Below are 20,024 nucleotides of genomic sequence, written 5' to 3'. Positions count from 1 at the left end.
GCTTATCTGTTGATATTTTCAAACTTTATCAAGTTTAATAAATCTATTTTTTAAACGCTTACTACTCAAGTTTAGATGGATATTAATTTTCCGTCTTGAGTGCTGAAACTAAAACTATGATTCTTTCATTCTTTCTTTTTTATCCATAATCTAGAATTACCATTTCAATGGCCTACTTTAATTTGTATAACTGTACGTTAGGAACTTACTCTGATAACAAGATGAGTAAAACTATTAATTCTGCATAGAAGTGTTATGATAATTACAGTAACATATAAAAATATGAATATAACTATACATTCCAAAGAAGACTTTGGCTTTATGCGTAAAGCTGGTAGGTTAGCAGCTGAAACTCTTGATTTTATTGCACCTTACGTAGAAGTAGGGATAACAACTAATGAGCTAAATGACTTATGTCATGACTTTATAACTAAAGCAGGTGCAACTTCAGCTACACTTAATTATAAGGGATATCCAAAATCAATCTGTACCTCAAAAAATTCTGTTGTTTGTCATGGTATTCCAGATAATAAGCCACTCAAGAGCGGGGATATTTTAAATATAGATGTTACAGTAATTTTAGATGGCTGGTATGGCGATACAAGCCGTATGTTTTGGGTTGGCAAACCATCAATAAAAGCAATGCGCTTATGTGATGCTACTTATGGAGCATTGATGGAAGCAATAAGGCAAGTTAAGCCTGGCAACAAATTGAATAAAATAGGACTTGCTATAGAAAAATATATTGAAGATTTTGGATACTCTATAGTACGTAACTATTGCGGCCATGGTATAGGAAAAGTTTTTCATGCCTTGCCAAACGTATTGCATTTTTATGATAGAGACGAAAATCTTATCTTAAAGGAGGGTATGTTTTTCACAATAGAGCCTATGATCAATATAGGAAGGCATGAAACTTTGCTCAGTAGGTTTGATGGCTGGACAGTAACAACATGTGACCTTTCACTTTCTGCGCAATTTGAGCATACGCTTGGAGTAACAAAAGATGGTGTTGAAATATTTACATTATCTCCCAAAAATTTGCACTTTCCTCCTTATAATTAAACTATGCAGTTCTTATTAGAAGAATTCCTGCAAATTGGAAAGGAGAGAAAAACTTTCGTATCTTGAAAAGCGTCTGGCGTAACATTAAAAATACTAGGTCAATTTTTTAAGATGCAATAAAAGAAAGTTTATTTAAATATGAATTACTTATTTGAATAACTAATTCTATGAACAGAATACAATTCTTTAGTTCATATGTGACATTAGTGTAATGAGCATTTATAAGTATATTTTAAATATAAAATTATATCTTACATCTTTAGCGTCTTAAAGAATAAAAGAGCGCGACTTTTGTAGTGCCATGCCTTTTTCCTTAAAAGGATTTTTATTACCACATTTAGTTTTATGCACACTTGATCTTTTAAAAAACTTTCTACCATTATATTTTTCAAATTGTGCATTGCAATCAAAGTTTAGACTACCTTCTGCATTTAAAAGTGTAGGTAATCTACTCTTATCTTGAGGTGTAATAAAAGATAATGCATATCCTTCAGCTCCAGCTCGTGCTGTTCTGCCTACCCTGTGAATATAGTCAGCTTGTGATTGTGGTATATCATAATTGATAACGTGTTGAATATGAGGAATATCAAGACCACGAGAAGCAACATCCGTTGCAACCATAATTTGATTGTGTCCGCAACGAAAGGAGTTGATAACTTTTTCACGTTTATGCTGCTTCAAATCACCATGAATTGCTAACGCACTATAGTTATCTTTGCGTAACCTATTAGCTAATTGATCTGCTCCTCGTTTTGTTTTAACAAAAATAATGATTGATCCCTTACGCTGACATAATTGCGTAATAAGTTTACCATATTTTTCTAGCTCTGACACATAAATGACTTCTTGCTTAACTCTTGTAGAAATTGCAAATTCATACTTAATAGAAATATGCTCAGGATGGTCAAGATATCTCGCAGCAAGCTTTACTATATTACCAGGAAGGGTTGCAGAAAACATGAGGGTTTGCCGCATTCTTGGAATGAACCTCATAATATCTTCAATTTGGGTCCCAAAGCCCATGTCAAATATACGATCCATTTCATCAAGCACAAGAGTATTAACATTGTGGACCATTAAAGTTTCACGTTCAATATGATCTATAATGCGACCAGGAGTACCTATTATAATTTGCGGATTTTCCCGAAGTTGATTTAGCTGCTTTAAAATATGCTCACCACCAATTAGTAAAGCAATCTTTAACACAGAATTTCTAAATAAGAGCTTTCTTATTTCATTTGTCACCTGATGCGCAAGCTCTCTAGTTGGTACAATAATTAAAGCTGAATTGACACTAAAGCTATTTAATAGCTTAGCAATTAACGGAATAGCAAATGCTAAGGTTTTTCCAGTTCCTGTTCTAGCAGAACCAAGGATGTCCCTTCCTTGTAGAGCTAGAGGGATTGCCTGTGTTTGAATTAGAGTGGGGACTAAAAGATTACGTTTATCTAAAACTTGTTTAAGCGAAACTGGAAGATCCATTTCATGAAAGCTACTCACGGCTTTATTAAAAGCTATTATCATTAAAACCCGTTCTCTAACAACTTTAAATTTATTGCAGATTTTTTCTCTTCTCCATTCTTACCACGCTCTTCTCTGAGTTCATAACTTACCCTTTCTCCTTTTATTCCTTTTTCCTTATTTTCTCCTCTAAGTAAATCTGGTCTTATCCCTGAACGTTCTAACGTACTAATATGTACAAAAACATCACTACCTTTAGTTTCTGGCTTAATAAAACCATAACCTTTTTCAGCATTAAACCACTTTATATTACCAAATTCCATTTAAATAACTCCTAAAACTGTTAAACATGTTGCTAATATGATAAAAACTTTTCAATTTACAATTGAAAATATCAGAAGCTCAGTTATTAAAACTAAGCTTCTATACTTCATAGTCTATCAATAACACTATGAGCTCATAGTACATAATTATCGTATTTAATGCAAATAAATTTTCTAATTACTAAGAGAACCTGCAACTGTCATTTCGTTAACTTTAATTGTCGGCGAATTAAATTGTCCACAAAAAGTTAAATCATTTGCAATAACTAAATTACTAAACATATCTTTTAAATTACCAGCAACAGCGATTTCATGCACTGGATAAGCTATCTCTCCATTTTCTATGAAAAATCCTGATGCACCTTGACTGTAATCACCATTTACTAAATTAACACCAAAGCTAAATAAATCAGTTACATATACACCAGTTTTTACTTCCTTAATTAATTCTTCAAATAATACATTGCCATTTTCTATATAGAAATTGCTAGCTTCAGGAATAATTGCAGCATTACTTACGCGCATCGCATTTCCGGTTGTTTCTAAGTTTAATTTCTTAGCTGAATATAGATCTAAAATCCAATTTTGTAGTACTCCATCCTTTACAAGTGTATTTTTCCTACTAACTATCCCTTCTCCATCAAAAGGTCTTGATTCTGTGCCCTTTGGTAATAATGGATTATCGATAATATTAACTTTATCATTAAAAACCTGAGTATTTAAACTATTCCCTAAGAAAGAGCTGTTACTTATGATATTAGTGCCATTTATAGCAGAAGCAAAACTTTTTACTAGCTCTTTTGCTGCTCTTTTTTCAAAAATCACTGGAAACTTTCCAGTTTTAATTGGACGTGAATTCAATTGATTAACTGCCCTTTTTGCTGCCTCTTTCCCTATTAATTCTGGAGGTTTTAGATCTCTGAAATTACATGCTACATCGTAACTATAACCAACCTTCATCTCGCCTCCTTTCCCAGCAACAACAGAAATCAGGTTAGTAAAGGTTGATTTACTAAACGAACCGATAAAACCAGAAACAGTAGATAACACTGTATTTACTAAAGTATATGAAGCAGAAGCTCCTTCAGAGTTGACTATTTTCTTATACGAAAGAGCTGAATTTTCTGTGGTTTCAACAACTCTTTTTAAATCAAAAAGAGTTACAGCATTTTTATCTAGAATGCCTAAATCTGCAGAAAAAGAATAGCTATCCATATTTATAGCAAAATTAATGAAAGGATCTTTTGGAGCATTTTTTGCCATTTCTACTACTTGACTTACAGTATTACTAAGATTGCTTAAATCATTTGTAGAAACACATGCAGACTGGGTCTTATTTGCTATAGCTCTTATTCCTACAGTACAATTTTTAGATTGTGATGTTTGCTCAATTTTTGATAGACGTTGGGAAACTGAGATCTTGTTAATCTCGTATACTAAAACTTCTGCATCTTGGTTTTGTTTTTTTATTAGTTTTATAATATCTGCTACAATATTTAGTATATCCATACCTTACCTTTAAGTTTCTATAAAAATTCTGTACCACTTATAACTTCTATCAAGTCAGTTGTAATCGATGTTTGACGAGAACGATTATAAAGTAGAGCTAATTTATCCAGCATTTCTTTAGCATTCTTATTTGCTGATTCCATAGCAACCATCCTAGCATTATTCTCACTTACTGCACTTTCAAGCAAAGCAGAGTAAAGAGCAGCTATAACGTAATCTCTGGTTAAATATTGTAAAATAAATTTAGCATCTTGTGGCTCACATTCATAGCTATAATCTGCTATTGAAGCAAACAGAGAATCATTAATCAAGGACGATTCTTTATTCCATGGCTTTATTGTTTCTAATACTGGTTTTTGCGTGAAAGCATTATAAAACTTGTTATAGAAAACTTTAATTTTATTATATTTACTGAAATTAACACTGTCAATTAAAGATTCTATATTTCTTAGTGTGACTCCTTTGCTGTTCTCAACCCTCAAAAGACATTTATGTTCAAACCTATTTTGACCTATATCAAAAGCTTTTTTACCAAAAAATATTACATCTACTCTTTTACCATTCACAATTAATTTATTTATATATTCTTGACTAAATTTCACAATAGCAGAATTAAAACTGCCGCACATACCGCGATCAGATGCAATAATAAATACAAGATAAAAATTTTTATTATCAATATTTAAAATCCTTACTAAGGATTCTTGATTAACTGATACCAGTAATGAAAAAATAATATTATGTAGCTTGGATATATACAACTTTGAATTTGATAACTTTTTTTGGCTTTGCAATAACTTTGCTGCAGAAACCATTTGCATTATTCTTGTAATTTTTTGTACGGACTTAATATTTTTAATCCTTAAAGATAGCTCCTTTAAGCTCTTCATTCTAATATAGAAACTTCAATTTAACGAAGTATAAGTCGTTCATTCTAAAAAACAAGTTCTTTGACATGAAAAGGTCATGAAATGACTAATCCAAAGGTTAGGCTTATGATATTATCTAAGCAGCTTAGCACTAAAGATTCAAAATAAAGGAATTGGATCTAAGCTTACATCGAGTATAATCCATTTGTTGCAAAAATACTAATCCATAATTACAACCAGTTACAAGTTTACAAGTAGTTAATTGTAAGGTAGAAGGAAAGATAAAAGGAATATTAAATAGATAACTGTTAAAATCTTAAAAGCACATCATTAGTTTTAGATAAAGATGAACTAAAATGCAAGTACAGGTAGTGTAAAATCAAATCAAGAACTAGAAAAGAGCACTAAAAGCTTATACATTTTGACAACTTTCACCTTCTCTTAAACAATTTCTCAATATCACTTAATTTCACCTCTATATAAGAGGGTCTTCCATGATTACATTGACCAGAGTATGGTGTTTCTTCCATCTGCCTAAGCAAAACATTCATTTCCTCCAACTCCATTTTTCTACCAGCCCTAATTGATCCATAGCAAGCGATTGTAGCTAATATTTTATTCACTTTATCTTCTATTGGTAAAGTATCTTCTATTTCCATTAACCTATCAACTAAATTTATCAACATTTCCTTCACATTCACTGTTTCCAAAATTGCAGGAATTTCTTTTATTACTATTTCATTTTCTGATTTAATCTCAATACAAAATCCAATTTCAAAAAGCTTATCCCTATAAATCTCAATCATTTCCATTCCAGCTTGATTTCTAATTTCAATTTTCTCAGGGAAAAGAAGCCTCTGCCTTTTTATACTATACCTTTGTTTTAAGCACTCATAAATCAACCTTTCATGTGCTGCATGCTGATCAACTATAATCAACTTGTCTCTAGCCTCAGAAATAATATAAATGTTGTAAACTTGACATCTCGCAAATCCAAGAGGATAACTTTCCATCAAATTAATTTGTTCTCTTTTTAGCATAGCCTTTGTTTGTAATGGAGATTTTTGTATGTCAGCATGATCAAATAATTCTGACCGTGCTGATAAATTCTCTCCACCTTTATTTGATAAATCAAACACTTGCTGGGACTTAGCGTAAGCCAGAACATTATAATCTAGAATGACACTAGAAATGCCTATTTTTGTTGATAATGCTTTTATTAATCCTTTTGTTACTATTTCATATATAGCTCTTTTATTTTGAAACCTTACTTCTAACTTGTTCGGGTGAACATTCACATCTATTTGGTCATATGGTATCTCTAAATTTAGTGCTACAAAAGGATACCTATCTCTTGGAATAAAATCATGATACGCATATCGAATAGCACTAACAAGTAAATTATCTTTGATTGGTCTACCATTAATAAATGTATAGATCATAGTTGACTTGCTACGATTAACAGTTGGCTTGCAAATGTGTCCTATAAGTCTAATACCATCTTTTTTTTCATCAATCTCTAAAGTATTACCACAAAATTCTTCCTCCATCTCACATAATCTATCAAATAATGAAGGTTGCTTAACGTATTCTAAGAGCTTTTTGCCATCTGAACTAAGACTAAATTCGATACCATAGTTGATCATGGCTAAGTTATTTGTAATATCAACAATGCTCCTGGTCTCTGCTTTTTCAGTTTTTAGAAATTTTAGTCTATTTGGAGTAGCAAAAAATAAATCACAAACTTCAACGTGTGTGCCTTGTGATAAAGAACAAGGAACAACATCTATTATCTTTCCCCCATCTTCACAACTTACAGACCATGCCTCACTTGCACCTCTTGCTTTAGATAATAACTTTACTCTACTTACTGCTGCTATAGATGGCAAGGCTTCTCCTCTAAAGCCAAGATATTTGATTTTTATCAATTGACTATCGTTCAACTTTGAAGTAGCATAACGCGTAAATGCAAGTTCTAAATCACTTTTTTCTATTCCTCTTCCATTATCTGTAACAGTAATAATGTTACGACCACCGCTTTCTACTTTGATTATTATCTTTGAACTTCCAGCATCTATTGCATTTTCTACTAATTCTTTAACTACACTTGCCGGCCTCTCAATCACTTCTCCTGCTGCTATACGATTTATAGTCTTTGTATCTAAAAGAACTATTGCCATAGGCTTATTACAAGTTTGGTTTCTCTTTTACTGAATCAGTCTGTTTGCTTCTCCATTCCTTCAATCTATCTGCAATTTTACTATCAGAAATTGATAATATAGATGCAGCAACAATAGCAGCATTATATGCTCCGTTTTCTCCTATAGACATTGCAGCAACTGGAATGCCTTTTGGCATTTGTACTATAGATAACAGGCTGTCTAGCCCATTCAACTCTCTACTATATACTGGAACACCAACAACAGGTAAGTAAGTAAGCGACGCTACCATACCTGGTAAGTGAGCTGCCCCACCTGCGCCAGCTATAATAATTTTATATCCTTTTTTTTGTGCAGACTTAGCAAAATTAAAGAGTCTTTCTGGTGTCCTATGTGCAGATATTATAAATATATCATGGGAAATCTCTAGTACTTTTAATATATCAACAGTATAAATCATAGTGTTATAATCTGACTGACTTCCCATAATTACAGCAACATCCCTTTCCATTTCTTCCATATTAATATAATTAAATTAGACCTAACTAAACAATGTTCCAGTCAAAAACAACGAATATTTGAACAAAATTATAAGTAATAGTTTGTGAAATTCTATGCAAATAGAAATACATAAATAAGACCTAAATTAAAAACATAGTAGAATGATTGCCACTCTTTCATACATGAAATTAAAAATTCATTCTAAATCTTAGAATTACCTATTTTTACTAGGAATGAACTTTTTAAAATAAATAATAACTAAAAATTAAAGTGAATTTAATAAATAACAAACCTACTAAATCACACATGTTAACATCATATAATTATCAGCACAAATTATATGACATTAACACTTTGAGATAGTAAATTTATGTTGTAATGTTTTACAGAGCTATTGATAAGTGAGTACATATGGAAACAATATCATTGAATAACAATTCATGCAATACAGAGGTAAAAAAGAAGTTGCTTAACATAATTAGCAAAGTTATAGAAAAAAATGCTTGGACGCAAGCTCATGCAGCTGAAAAGCTAGGGGTTGACCAACCAAAGATATCACAAATTAAAAACGGTAAAACAGATGGTTTTTCTTTAGAGCGCTTGTTAAGCTTTCTAAAAAAATTTGAACATGAAATAACAATTACAATAACAGAGAGCCAATCAATAAAACATGAACACGAATCCGGATCTTAATGAAGATACAAGTTGACATTTTATTTTTTGTGATTATAGTGTGAAATTCATTCAGGTAGTATTTCATGTTTATGACTGAATCCGTTATAGAGAAATGTATAGTGCAGGTAAATAACCGTTTTAAATTAGCCCTGTTAGCAAGCCAGAGGACGCACGATTTGAATACAGGAGCAAGCAGTCCAATTCAAGCAGCTGAGTTTAAGGGTCATAAGAACACTATCATTTCTTTGCACGAGATAGCAGAAAAGCAGGTAGATGTTTATGAGCTATTTAATCTTTTGGTAAACAGATGCAAAGGATATATGAAAGGTAGTATAAATGACATAAGCAAGCTAGAAAAGCTACTAAATTTTTCTGAAGATCAACTTAATACAGACTATGGTGCATAACAAGCAGGAGAGTATTAATACACATGATAAAGTAATAAGAAGCAAAATAACAACAAGTAAAGTGCTTTCAGGTCTTTTTATTTATAAATGATCTATGTTGCTATTTATGTGCTGCTGTTTTGCATTATTATAATGTTATACCATATAGTATCAAGAGCGAATGATATTTATAGTAAAGTACTAGCGTTTAATAATCTTTTAACACAAGTAATTTTACTTATATCAGCAATATCAATCATCTTGAATAGTTTCTTTTTGCTCGATATAGCATTGCTATATGCTAGCATTAGTTTTATGTCAACTATAGCACTAATGAAATTGATGTTGCCTCGATAATCTATGATAGGGTCTATTTTTATATTACTAGGCACGTGCTTAGCAATTATTTCAATTATAGGAATAATTAGATTCCCCAATTTCTATACTAAGTTACACGCAGCAGGTATTACAGACTCTAGTGGGACAGTATTATTATTAACTGGTTTTGCTATGCAAAATGAATTTTCAATTAACACTGTTAAAATTATATTATTGATTCTTATAATATGGATATCTAACTCAACTAATAGTTATATTTTAGCTCGTACCTATTATTATAAAAGTAAGGAAAAGACCACTAAGGTGGATTAAGATGCTGGAGATATTCAATGCAACATTACTATTACTGCTAGTTATAGTTGCTATTTTTATAGTTCTTTCAAAACATTTAGTTGTAAGTAGCATTCTAATGTGCGTATTTAGCTCGCTTATCGCACTTATATACTTAGTTATGAACGCACCTGATGTTGCAATTACTGAAGCTTCAGTTGGTTCTGGACTTAGTACGGTTTTTATTTTTGCTACACTCTCTCTGATAAAGAACCATAAAACAAACTTATCTTACGATCCTGTAAAGTTTTTTTTTATGTTGTTCTTAGCTGTAGGATTATCATACTTTATGACTCAATTGCCAGATTTTGGCAGCTACGATGCTCCAATTCACTTGCATGCTGCCCCTTATTATATAGAAAATACTGAAAAAATCGCTGGTGTTTCTAATATAGTAACAGTCATTTTAGCAAGCTTCCGTGGTTATGATACATTTATAGAAACTACAGTAGTTTTTACCGCAGCACTTTGTATAATATTAACATTAAAAGAAGAAAAAGAAGGTGATTAAGGATCCAGTATTAAATACAGTGACATTTTTGATGGTACCTTTCATTATTCTGTTTGCTTTGTATATACAATTTCATGGTGAATACACTCCAGGTGGAGGATTTCAAGCAGGTATAATCATTGCTTCTGGAATAATATTATATTCAATGTTATTCGGTATATCTACAACTCTAAAAGCAGTACCTTACCATGTAATTAAGTTCATTAATATATTAGGCATTCTAATTTATGGAGGAACAGGTATCGTAACAATCTTACTTGGTAAGAACTTCTTGTCTTACAACATATTGTTAGCTAACAGCGTCTCTGGTCAAAAACTTGGTATTTTTTTAGTGGAATTAGGTGTGACATTTACTGTTTGCTGCTCTATGCTTATTATATACATAAGTTTTGCTCATAAAAAAAAATAATGATTTCATACAACTACATAATTATTATTATATTAATGATACTAGGTTTATACATCACTGTAAGTGATAAAAACTTAATTAAAAAAATGATAGGGATAAGTATTTTTCAAGCATCTGTTTTATTATTTTACATATCTTTAGGATATGTAAAAAACTCTTTGCCACCTATACTGGTATCAAGTTTTCATTTATACAGCAACCCTATACCACATGTCTTAATGCTTACTGCTATAGTAGTTGGAATTGCATCATTTTCAGTTGGATTATCCATAGCAATAAAAATAGAAGAAAAATATGGAACAATTAATCAAGATAAGTATATGTAAATTAGCAGTATTTTAAATTATATGAGTAACAAACATCCAAAAGCTAAACCATAGCCTACTTGCTGTAGGTTTATTTACTAATAGTAATAACATTTTAATTGCAAGGGTAATGATGTCAACTATTAATAATGAAGAAGGGAAGAAAAAGATCATCAGAGATCTAGTAACCAAAAGTATAAGGAAAGGCGGTTTTATTACTTTTGATGATATTAATGAAAAATTATCAGACGAAAACTTTTCGTCTGATTTTATAGATGATACTATATCCCTGCTGCAAGATTCAGGAATTAGCATACTTGAAAGTAGCGAAGACGAAGAGGAGACTCATTCTAGTAATGATGACAGTAAACTGGATGACGAGGATACATTATCAAATGCTACTACAACTTTAATACAAAACGATGATCCTGTAAGAGTTTATCTACAGGATATGAGCTCTGTGAAACTTTTATCAAGAACGGATGAGATCACAATAGCAAAGAAAATTGAATCTGAAAAGCATAACATGTTGCGTGCAATAATTGAAACATCAGTAACATTAAGAATGATAAAGGCATGGCGTGATGATTTGAGCAATGGAGTTATCTCACTGAGAGAAATCATAGATTTAGATGCGATTTATAACTCTGATTTTAATGTAATACCTAAAGAAGATGCTAAAGAAAGTGTTGAAAATATCGAGGACTCAGATAATATTTCTGAAGATAACGAAGCTGATAATAAAAAAGATGACAATGATCAAGAAAGAGACAATGAAGATATAAGTCCAACAAACTTAAATGTTTCCATTTTAGAAATGGAAAATGACTTATTGCCTAAGGTCATAGTTGCACTGGATGAGATAATTGCTTTGGCAAATAAAGCATTTGCATTAAGGAAAAATTCTTCTAGTGAATTTGCATACAAAGACTTATATAATCAAATATGGTTCACAACTCTACAAATTAAGTTAAGTGACGCTGCTGCTGCCAAAATCACACAAAAACTCTACTCTATAAATAAGTCCATCCTTCTTGAAGAGGCTAATCTTATTTCTGAGGCTAAAAAATATGACATTGACAGGGAAAGTTTCTATAAAGTTTATAATGATATATTGTTAAAGTATGGATTAAAAAACGTAAATCTTTCAAAAATTGATAGCAACTTACCTTCTCTTAAAGATGGACTGAAAAATAAGTTCACAAGGTTTATAGATGATAATTCAGAACATATAATTAATACTTTAAATAACATAAAGCAGCATATACAGGAAGATAATATACAAGAATTTAAGCAATTAATCAAAAGGATACAAAAACATGAACGAGAAGTTTCCGAAGCAAAACAGGAAATGATCAAAGCTAATTTAAGACTAGTAGTTTCCATTGCTAAAAAATACTCAAACAGAGGTCTTGCCTTGCTTGATTTGATACAAGAAGGCAATATTGGCCTCATGAAGGCTGTTGATAAGTTTGATTATAAACGTGGATACAAATTTTCAACTTATGGAACTTGGTGGGTGAGACAATCAATTACTAGAGCAATACCAGAACAGTCCAAAGTAGTTAGGATACCGGTACACATGGTTGAAATTATTAGCAAAATTAATAGAACACTAAGAAAGTTGACTCATGAAATGGAAAGAGAGCCTACATTAGAAGAATTAAGTATGGAACTTGGTATTCCATTAGAAAGAATACGTAAAGTCATGAAAATAGCAAGAGATCCAATAAGTCTTGAAGCTCCAACAGGAAAAGATGAAAGTAGCACTTTTGGTGATTGTATAGAAGATAAGCGGGTCTCAAAACCAGAAGATGCTGCGATACTTGCCGACTTACGAGGCATTACAACCAATGTTCTTGCAACTTTGACTCCAAAGGAAGAGAGAATTCTAAGAATGCGCTTTGGCCTTGGTAAAGACGGGAAGGAACATACATTAGAAGAAGTAGGAAGGATCTTTAATGTAACACGTGAGAGAATTAGGCAAATAGAGGCTAAAGCCCTGCGCAAATTGAAGCACCCAAGTCGAGCTAGAAAACTCAGAGGGTTCTTTTGAGGAAATATGTAATTAATTTTACAATTATGATTAAATCTGTAACACCTTCCTAGTATCTCTAACAATTTTAATGTTATGAGTTATGTATGTATCCTGCTAATATAGAGTGAAGAAACGGATCAGAGATAAAGAAAATATAATTTATAATTAAATATGAGCTTTTCTATAGTTTATGTTGCTTAACTCTCTAATGAAAAAATCTTACACGTAAAAATGCGCCTAAAAATTATCTGTCGACTAAGCTTAACAGATGTAAACTTTGTGAGTGGTATAGAACTCACACGCACAAAACACAATCCTATATAGCATATTCATAACTATATAGATAGATAACTAGATCTCCTAACGCTATGAGGAAAAGTTTATATAGTTATGAATAAGTGTTTTTTCTGTAATTCAGAAATTAAATTTCACTTATCTTTTAGATATATATCTTCATTACAGGTCTAAATTTATCTAATTATATTTAGTATTTGACTATGTATGCAATTAACCAATTAACTTTTTAAAATCCATTTAGTACTTAGTCAATTCCTCATTAGATATAGTAAGATACCTGCCTAACGATAGAAAACTCAAGTAGAAATATAGTAAAAATGTAGTAATATACCTGATATTTTTGATCTTGAGTATGAATGGATATGTTTCAATCTAACTGAAGAACAAATTTATATATTATACATAGATTTTTGCATATAGTTAAAGCTCGCTCAATTCTAAGCATAGAGTGTGAGATTCTCCTTAAAATTTATTAAGACAATAAAAACCTAAGAATAAACGGGTGTTTCCTTGTCAGAACAATTATCAGTTAGGGTCACCTTAAAGATGAAGCTTGTAAACTGTGGATCACATGTGTTAGAATTATTTGCATGACATTTTGAATTCTTTACTTGGAACAGTAAGATTCACCGAAAGATAGAGCATTTAGCTCATCTTACAGTTTAAATAAAATGTTTTTTTGCTGCTGACCAGTACAAAAGTTGTCTTAATCTTTCGTTAATAGCAGAGTGTATTGTAGATAGGAGAAGTAGGTAAATATAGAAGAGCTTCTATTTTATTAGGTAAAGCAGGAATGCGGAGAAAATGAACTAATAAATTTCTTCTTGGTAAAAATTAGCTCTTATTGAGAGATGATGATTAATTTACCAGAACAAAGTTAACTTTTACAACAATTTGAGCTATAATTCAATAGCATAGTAGGCAATCGCAAATGAAAACTATTTTAGCTATTGAAACAAGCTGTGATGAAACTGCAGTAGTAGTTGTGAATAGCACTAAGCAAGTTCTTGCTCATGAAATGCTTTCTCAAACAGAGCATAGAAAATATGGTGGTGTAATCCCTGAAATTGCTTCACGTATCCACATGGAATATTTGAATATTCTAATAAAAAGTGCTGTGAATAAGTCTAATATTGATTTCTGTGATTTGGATGCAGTTGCTGCTACAGCAGGACCAGGACTTATAGGTGGGTTAATAGTTGGTACGATGATGGCTAAAGCGATTGCACATGTAATAGAAAAGCCGTTTATTGCTGTTAATCACTTAGAAGCACATGCATTGGTTATTAGGTTGCTTTATGAAGTTAAATTCCCATTTTTAGTTCTATTGATATCAGGTGGCCACTGTCAATTTTTGATTGTGCAGGACGTAGGTAAATATATTAAATTGGGTGAGACGCTAGATGATTCATTAGGGGAAGCTTTTGATAAGGTTGCTAAAATGCTTGGGTTAAGCTATCCAGGTGGACCATTAATAGAAGAGTTAGCTAAGAAAGGAGATGGTACGAGATTTAAATTTCCAAGAGCAATGATTAAACGTCCAGGGTGTGATTTCTCTTTTTCTGGAGTCAAAACAGCAGTAAAAAACTTGGTGCAGAAGCTTGAGATGAATGAACAAGATATGTATGATATATGTGCTTCGTTTCAAGGATGTATTAGCGAGATACTACTCGATAGAATTAAAAATGCAGTTGTTATGGCTGCATCTTTCAATGTTAAGATCAACGATTTTGTAGTTACTGGTGGAGTTGCAGCAAATGATTTTTTGAGAGGGGAATTAAAAAAGTACGTAAGTTTAAACATATTTTTCCCCCCAAATAGCCTATGTACAGACAATGCAATAATGGTTGGGTGGACAGGAATTGAAAGATTAAAGAAAAACTATATAGATACTCTCAATTTTGTGCCAAGGCCAAAGTGGGAGTTGGAAAATTATTAAAAACTTTATTACTAGATTAGGGAGGAAAATCTACCTCTTTGTGATTATCCTTGATTAAATTTTCTATTTATGTATATTAATGTCTTATTAACTCTAGGTTAACTAGCCTTTATTAATATCTTTACAATAAGCATTTTTTATAGTTCCTATGATTAAGTCAAAAGGGAGATTGTGGAAGTTACCTTATCGATAAAAAAAGAATTGAGGCAAAGTGTTCTATATATTTGCTTAGAAAAGTGTAAAAGTGCATTTTGGTTCATCTTTTGGTTCAGCTCTGCAATTAATTTATTAATGTTATTCTTGCCACTTTACACTTCTCAAGTGCTTGATCGTGTGATATCAAGCGGAAGCATATCTACGCTAGTCATGCTGACAATTATTACAATATCTGCCTTTGCATGTTCTGCAATGCTTGAAACTTGTCGATACTTAGCAATGGCAAAAATCGGTGATTGGATCGATAAAACTGTAACACCAGACTTAATAGTAAGATCAATTAGATTAACATCAGTGCAGAGCTCAGCTTCTAGTGGTGAAGCAATGAGAGACCTAGGAGTGATAAAAAATTTCATTATAGGGAATGGTATATTTTCACTGTTTGATACCCCTTGGTCATTGATTTACCTTATTGTAGTCTTTATGATACATACCTCTACTGGGTTTATAGCTGTTGCTGGAATTGTTATATTGATTTTTATGGCAATATGGAATGAACTTGCCACTAAACGTATATTACAGGAAGTTAACGAAGAAACTATACGAAATATCAATGCCATAGATGTTGCGACAAGAAATGCAGAAGTAGTCGAAGCTATGGGTATGTCAGAATCCATAGTTTCTGATTGGTGTAAACGAAATGATCATAATCGCATGATGCAAGTCAAAGCACAAAATCGTTCTAATATAATTACTGGAATTACCAAGTTTTTGCGTTCTACTTTGCAGATATCAGTCATCGGAACAGGTGCACTACTTGCAGTTACAGCTCATAAAACTGCAGGTAGTATAATTGCTGCTTCTATCTTAATGAGCAGGATATTAGCTCCATTTGATGCAGCAGTACATACTTGGAAGTTTTTAAATCAAGCCATAATGTCATATGGTAGGTTGCAAAGACTTATATTAGCATCTCCAAAAAGGGAACAAACTCTAGCTTTGCCAGAGCCTAAAGGAAAGTTGGAATTTGATAGAGTATTTTTTACTCCATATGGGAGTAATAAACCAACGATAAAGGGTGTATCATTTGTGATAGAACCAGGAGATGTAGTTAGTGTTATAGGTGCAAGTGCTTCTGGTAAATCAACCATTGCAAAATTAGCTGTTGGTGTATGGAAACCTATATCTGGTGTAGTAAGATTAGATGGTGCTGATGTATACACTTGGAACAGAGAGAATTTTGGTAACTATGTTGGTTACTTACCTCAAGATGTTGAATTATTTAATACTAGTGTTAAAGCTAATATTGCTCGTATGAGACTAGACCCAAATCCTGAAGAAATAATTAAAGCAGCAAAAATTGCAGGAATACACGAATTAATATTAAGTTTACCAAACGGGTATGATTCAACGATAGGAAGCTTTGGAGTAACACTCTCCGGTGGACAAAAACAGCTGCTTGGTCTTGCAAGAGCTTTCTATGGTAATACGAAGCTTTTAGTGCTTGATGAGCCAAATGCTAACTTGGACAATAATGGAGAAATTTGCTTGATCAAAGCAATTAATATTGCGAAAAAGCGAAATATCACTACTATAATAATAACTCATAAGCTTCTGTTATTATCATTAGTTGATAAGGTCATTCTTATGTCAGATGGTATTGTTCATGATATGGGTCCAAAAGATGAGGTTTTAAGTAAATTGGTTATTCCATCATCAAATGATGCAGAAGAGTAGCCTTTAGTAAGTAATTAATTAGATAAGGAAAGTATGGCATTTCCCTTTGCTTTTACTTTAATCTCATTATTTACTAATATGATAATATAATCAGTTGTTTCTTGATGCCTAAGTGTAAATGAGTTTTTTCTTCACTCCCAACTTCTTAACATGCTATTTCCTTTGCAGAAGAAAGTTTCTATTTATAGCTGTTGTATTTAATATTGTAAGTACATAATATACTTAATTTAAATCAAAATGATGACCAGAAGATTATCTGTTATTTTCTTCCCTATTTATATTAATGTATTTGCTATGATTATAGTTTCATAATACCTTTAAAATTTTCCAGCAAATAGAGTAATTAACACACTGATCTTACTCTCTGTTGTTGGTATCCTGCACACTCTGGTTTCTATATTTAACTTTTACAGGATCTCATGTCTGCTTACTTTTGCTATTTTGCCCTTTATCTTCTGTAACTTTTCTTTTAACTCATCCTGAAAATTTTTATTGTTGCCTTTGAGTTTAGTAATAGAGAGATTTTTTTCTACAGTACTACCAATGGGGTTTCCGATTGGTGGGAGAGGTGGAGGCGGTGGTACATTGGTGCTTTGATGTAGCAAAGAAGGAGGAGATGACATAAACGTTGCACTCGAATTTTTACTTATAGTAATAGAAGGTGGCAATAGTGAAGAAGTTGATATACTAGTTATAGTAGATTCCTTTAAGTCTGGAGCGGATAAAAATGGCAATATGCCTGTTGTCATTTGTGGTGTTTGTGTGCTAGCATCATTGATATTTTGTCTCTCTTTGATTAGATTACAGGTGAACTCTTTATTATTTAGTATAGGGAGAATTGACCTAGAAAGATACATTGCTGAACTCAATGCAATTATTATAGAAATAGAAACAATTGTTGCATAAAGTGGTGGTACTGCAGTGGAGCTATGAATTGCTAAGCTTATAGGGTAAATAAATATTCCAGTTGTGAGGACAGATGCACATAGCAAAGAAGTAGCAATTGAATATTTTAATGAAGATGAAATTCTAGAAGTGCCCATTTGTTACCCCACTTGTATTAATACTATGTTAGCAATAACTATGCTAATGTCTTATGTCAATTAAAATTATTGAATAGATTTTCTTATTTATACTATTACGTATTTATTAAGCATTGTGATATGAGCAACATTGTTGCATGATTTATAAATAAAATTTCCTGTGATATTCAATAGTGAAGTGATTTATTTTTTGGTTGTATGTGGGTTATGCTCTGTTAATGTATTCAATTCAAAATCTGGTAGTAGGTTCGTTCTTCCTATTGGAGATAGGATACTGCTATGTTTTGAAAATAATATTTTTAGTAAAAAAGTGTTTTACTATGACAGAGACAACAGAGCAAGAGCAGTACCTGATTTTAGTTAATGATTCTTATTAGGTAAGAAATATCTTATATTTGATACTGAATCGATCGATTAGAGTTACCTGATACAGTTCCTCCTAATGGTAGTGAGAGTTCGATGTTCACTTATTTAACAAGAGTAAAGGTAAAGATTTTGTTGCAATAATGATGATATAAGCTAAGTTTTTTCTTTTAAACACTGTTTACTAAGGAGAATGACCTGATTGGCTCTTACATAGTAATACTGAAAGTATTAAAGATAGTTTACAAATTAAATCTTTATTCTCAGATTAAAAGTCAGGTTATTTTTAATACGAGTGAAATAACCTTATCTTCAAGGTTATCTATTTGAACTTTCTTAAATTTTTTATGTTTTACTTTGATTTTATATTTCTAATCACATCTCAATGTCGCTGATGGGTTTCAATAAAAAAGGAAGTTCTAGGTACTTAATAAGTTCATATGAAGATTCTATGTAAAAATGAATAAATTTATGATTTTTTAGTATTTAATAGCTTTACAGCATTTTACCTAAGGTAGAGCATTTAACTCTTGTGTAAGTTTTCATCATATAAAATTAAAGTCACTTGGTATAGAACTTCACTCATTTGAGTAAGATTGTGTAATGAAAAAAAAGCATTATATCAATATGGCTTGAATGATTCACTCTCAACATGGTAATTGGTATTTTTATTGATACAGAGACTGTAAAGAATGAATCAATGATTTCATATATATCATAGTATTTCTAATTTGCCTGCTATTAGAATAAAATGTATCTATGTTTTTATTAGAATCAGGAATGATTAACAAGTATTGCTATTGGTTAAAAAGAAGATCTGCAATCAGTTGATTTTTGCCTTTATTGTTCATTGAATGAATAGAGCTTTTGTTTTATGTTATCATTTATGAAATAAGAAAGATTATATTGATGAGATATATTCTGTAAATTTAGAAATTATTAAAGTTCAAGAAAAGGAAATCATTGAAAATTAAACTTATGGTAGGATGTTTTTCTTTAAGTTTCTACAACAAAGAACATGTTGCCCAATTTAAGTTGTGGGCTTTCTACCTATATGAAGATACAATATAATAAGAGATCCATATGCCTAAGAGTGTGAAGTAGAAGTCTAGTTGACTTGAGTGTTAGTTCAATCACAGAAATATATTTATGTTTTTGTGATTCCTCTAAGTTTGCTGGTTGTATTATAGTAAAATTCTTTTTTTAAAGGGAGAAAGAGTACGGTGCTTTGGCTATGAATCTATATTTTAATAGCATGTGCTATGTAATAGAAATGGTGGTAGCTAATATACTTTGTGGTATGCTCTACTAAATAGATTCGATAATAAAAGTAAAACTCTGCTTTTACTTGCTATTTTTAAGGTTAATGTATGTTACAGACGTAAGATATTACGGAAGTTTCAGAGGATATATCCATCAGCAATGTATTAATGATGGATCTTGACTGAATAAAGGAATGCTAAAATTAAACAGAATTTTTTTATATAGAGAAACACTTTATTAACATAAAAGAATAGGTTTACAGCCTTAGATGCATAATAATAGAAACATTAAAGAATGATTTGGTGCTTTATTTTGCAGTTTATAGTATAAAAAGTGTTTTTTGATA

18 protein-coding genes and 2 pseudogenes are annotated in these 20,024 nt (G+C 31.4%); 12 read left to right on the top strand and 8 right to left on the bottom strand.

The window, feature by feature from the left end:
- Positions 1-282 precede the first annotated feature (282 nt).
- On the top strand, positions 283-1,065 hold the full coding sequence (map, locus tag GOY13_RS03010) for a type I methionyl aminopeptidase (RefSeq protein ID WP_175814443.1): 783 nt from the start codon (positions 283-285) through the stop codon (positions 1,063-1,065).
- 267 nt (positions 1,066-1,332) lie between these two features.
- Here the strand turns inward: map and GOY13_RS03005 are convergent, their stop codons facing one another.
- The 7 genes and pseudogenes from GOY13_RS03005 to purE all read right to left on the bottom strand — a co-directional run bounded on the left by GOY13_RS03005 (position 1,333) and on the right by purE (position 7,906).
- A complete protein-coding gene (locus GOY13_RS03005; RefSeq protein ID WP_246214296.1) occupies positions 1,333-2,589 on the bottom strand; it encodes a DEAD/DEAH box helicase in 1,257 nt (418 codons plus the stop codon).
- Complete coding sequence (locus GOY13_RS03000) at positions 2,589-2,849, bottom strand: cold-shock protein (protein WP_175814329.1); 261 nt, start codon at positions 2,847-2,849, stop codon at positions 2,589-2,591. Before GOY13_RS03000 ends, GOY13_RS03005 begins: the two co-directional genes overlap by 1 nt.
- Positions 2,850-3,023: 174 nt before the next feature.
- Positions 3,024-4,358, bottom strand: a complete 1,335-nt coding sequence (locus tag GOY13_RS02995) for a TldD/PmbA family protein (RefSeq protein WP_175814328.1) — start codon at positions 4,356-4,358, stop codon at positions 3,024-3,026.
- Between the two features lie 17 nt (positions 4,359-4,375).
- Positions 4,376-5,248 carry an ATP synthase F1 subunit gamma gene (atpG, locus tag GOY13_RS02990; RefSeq protein ID WP_175814327.1) on the bottom strand — a complete coding sequence of 291 codons (873 nt, stop codon included), beginning with the start codon at positions 5,246-5,248 and terminating at the stop codon, positions 4,376-4,378.
- Between the two features lie 410 nt (positions 5,249-5,658).
- Positions 5,659-6,333: pseudogene (locus GOY13_RS03565) on the bottom strand (DNA mismatch repair endonuclease MutL); the annotation flags it as partial.
- 87 nt (positions 6,334-6,420) lie between these two features.
- Positions 6,421-7,407: pseudogene (gene mutL / locus GOY13_RS03560) on the bottom strand (DNA mismatch repair endonuclease MutL); the annotation flags it as partial.
- Positions 7,408-7,414: 7 nt separating this feature from the next.
- Positions 7,415-7,906: a 5-(carboxyamino)imidazole ribonucleotide mutase gene (gene purE, locus GOY13_RS02980; protein ID WP_175814325.1), complete on the bottom strand. Its 492-nt coding sequence runs from the start codon at positions 7,904-7,906 to the stop codon at positions 7,415-7,417.
- A 392-nt stretch (positions 7,907-8,298) separates the two neighbouring features.
- On the opposite strand from purE, the gene GOY13_RS02975 reads away from it, so the two are divergent.
- The 10 genes from GOY13_RS02975 (at position 8,299) to GOY13_RS02930 (ending at position 17,009) form a co-directional block, all read left to right on the top strand.
- Positions 8,299-8,580, top strand: a complete 282-nt coding sequence (locus tag GOY13_RS02975; RefSeq protein ID WP_175814324.1) for a helix-turn-helix domain-containing protein — start codon at positions 8,299-8,301, stop codon at positions 8,578-8,580.
- A gap of 71 nt (positions 8,581-8,651) precedes the next feature.
- Positions 8,652-8,969, top strand: coding sequence for a DNA-directed RNA polymerase subunit omega (rpoZ, locus tag GOY13_RS02970; protein WP_175814323.1), 318 nt, complete (start codon positions 8,652-8,654; stop codon positions 8,967-8,969).
- Positions 8,970-9,056: 87 nt separating this feature from the next.
- On the top strand, positions 9,057-9,305 hold the full coding sequence (locus GOY13_RS02965) for a monovalent cation/H+ antiporter complex subunit F (protein ID WP_175814322.1): 249 nt from the start codon (positions 9,057-9,059) through the stop codon (positions 9,303-9,305).
- A gap of 3 nt (positions 9,306-9,308) precedes the next feature.
- On the top strand, positions 9,309-9,599 hold the full coding sequence (gene mnhG / locus GOY13_RS02960; protein ID WP_175814321.1) for a monovalent cation/H(+) antiporter subunit G: 291 nt from the start codon (positions 9,309-9,311) through the stop codon (positions 9,597-9,599).
- Between the two features lies 1 nt (position 9,600).
- Positions 9,601-10,128, top strand: coding sequence for a DUF4040 domain-containing protein (locus GOY13_RS02955; RefSeq protein WP_175814320.1), 528 nt, complete (start codon positions 9,601-9,603; stop codon positions 10,126-10,128).
- Positions 10,121-10,537 carry a Na(+)/H(+) antiporter subunit B gene (locus GOY13_RS02950; RefSeq protein ID WP_175814319.1) on the top strand — a complete coding sequence of 139 codons (417 nt, stop codon included), beginning with the start codon at positions 10,121-10,123 and terminating at the stop codon, positions 10,535-10,537. The genes GOY13_RS02955 and GOY13_RS02950 overlap by 8 nt, the downstream gene beginning before the upstream one ends.
- A complete protein-coding gene (locus GOY13_RS02945) occupies positions 10,537-10,863 on the top strand; it encodes a cation:proton antiporter subunit C (RefSeq protein WP_175814318.1) in 327 nt (108 codons plus the stop codon). Before GOY13_RS02950 ends, GOY13_RS02945 begins: the two co-directional genes overlap by 1 nt.
- A gap of 112 nt (positions 10,864-10,975) precedes the next feature.
- Entirely contained in the window at positions 10,976-12,898 is a 1,923-nt protein-coding gene (rpoD, locus tag GOY13_RS02940) for an RNA polymerase sigma factor RpoD (RefSeq protein WP_175814317.1), read from the top strand.
- Positions 12,899-14,108: 1,210 nt separating this feature from the next.
- Positions 14,109-15,116 carry a tRNA (adenosine(37)-N6)-threonylcarbamoyltransferase complex transferase subunit TsaD gene (gene tsaD, locus GOY13_RS02935; RefSeq protein WP_175814316.1) on the top strand — a complete coding sequence of 336 codons (1,008 nt, stop codon included), beginning with the start codon at positions 14,109-14,111 and terminating at the stop codon, positions 15,114-15,116.
- 171 nt (positions 15,117-15,287) lie between these two features.
- Entirely contained in the window at positions 15,288-17,009 is a 1,722-nt protein-coding gene (locus GOY13_RS02930; protein WP_175814315.1) for a type I secretion system permease/ATPase, read from the top strand.
- Positions 17,010-17,416: 407 nt separating this feature from the next.
- On the opposite strand, the gene GOY13_RS02925 is transcribed toward GOY13_RS02930, so the two are convergent.
- Positions 17,417-18,052, bottom strand: coding sequence for a hypothetical protein (locus tag GOY13_RS02925; RefSeq protein ID WP_175814314.1), 636 nt, complete (start codon positions 18,050-18,052; stop codon positions 17,417-17,419).
- Positions 18,053-18,230: 178 nt separating this feature from the next.
- Here GOY13_RS02925 and GOY13_RS02920 point away from each other — a divergent pair, with 178 nt between their 5' ends.
- Complete coding sequence (locus GOY13_RS02920) at positions 18,231-18,416, top strand: hypothetical protein (RefSeq protein ID WP_175814313.1); 186 nt, start codon at positions 18,231-18,233, stop codon at positions 18,414-18,416.
- The last annotated feature ends 1,608 nt before the right edge of the window (positions 18,417-20,024 follow it).

Origin of the sequence: Wolbachia endosymbiont of Cruorifilaria tuberocauda (assembly GCF_013365475.1) — a bacterium.
Classification (GTDB): Bacteria; Pseudomonadota; Alphaproteobacteria; order Rickettsiales; family Anaplasmataceae; genus Wolbachia.
Note: the sequence above shows the minus strand (reverse complement) of the source record. Positions and strands in the feature narration are given on the sequence as shown.

Coding starts and splice junctions, on each gene's coding strand:
- GOY13_RS02975 (WP_175814324.1), top strand. CDS start 8,299: ATGGAAACAATATCATTGAATAACAATTCATGCAATACAGAGGTAAAA.
- rpoZ (WP_175814323.1), top strand. CDS start 8,652: ATGACTGAATCCGTTATAGAGAAATGTATAGTGCAGGTAAATAACCGT.
- tsaD (WP_175814316.1), top strand. CDS start 14,109: ATGAAAACTATTTTAGCTATTGAAACAAGCTGTGATGAAACTGCAGTA.
- GOY13_RS02995 (WP_175814328.1), bottom strand. CDS start 4,358: ATGGATATACTAAATATTGTAGCAGATATTATAAAACTAATAAAAAAA.
- rpoD (WP_175814317.1), top strand. CDS start 10,976: ATGTCAACTATTAATAATGAAGAAGGGAAGAAAAAGATCATCAGAGAT.
- GOY13_RS02945 (WP_175814318.1), top strand. CDS start 10,537: ATGATTTCATACAACTACATAATTATTATTATATTAATGATACTAGGT.
- atpG (WP_175814327.1), bottom strand. CDS start 5,248: ATGAAGAGCTTAAAGGAGCTATCTTTAAGGATTAAAAATATTAAGTCC.
- GOY13_RS02925 (WP_175814314.1), bottom strand. CDS start 18,052: ATGGGCACTTCTAGAATTTCATCTTCATTAAAATATTCAATTGCTACT.
- GOY13_RS03005 (WP_246214296.1), bottom strand. CDS start 2,589: ATGATAATAGCTTTTAATAAAGCCGTGAGTAGCTTTCATGAAATGGAT.
- GOY13_RS02965 (WP_175814322.1), top strand. CDS start 9,057: ATGATCTATGTTGCTATTTATGTGCTGCTGTTTTGCATTATTATAATG.
- map (WP_175814443.1), top strand. CDS start 283: ATGAATATAACTATACATTCCAAAGAAGACTTTGGCTTTATGCGTAAA.
- mnhG (WP_175814321.1), top strand. CDS start 9,309: ATGATAGGGTCTATTTTTATATTACTAGGCACGTGCTTAGCAATTATT.
- GOY13_RS03000 (WP_175814329.1), bottom strand. CDS start 2,849: ATGGAATTTGGTAATATAAAGTGGTTTAATGCTGAAAAAGGTTATGGT.
- GOY13_RS02955 (WP_175814320.1), top strand. CDS start 9,601: ATGCTGGAGATATTCAATGCAACATTACTATTACTGCTAGTTATAGTT.
- purE (WP_175814325.1), bottom strand. CDS start 7,906: ATGGAAGAAATGGAAAGGGATGTTGCTGTAATTATGGGAAGTCAGTCA.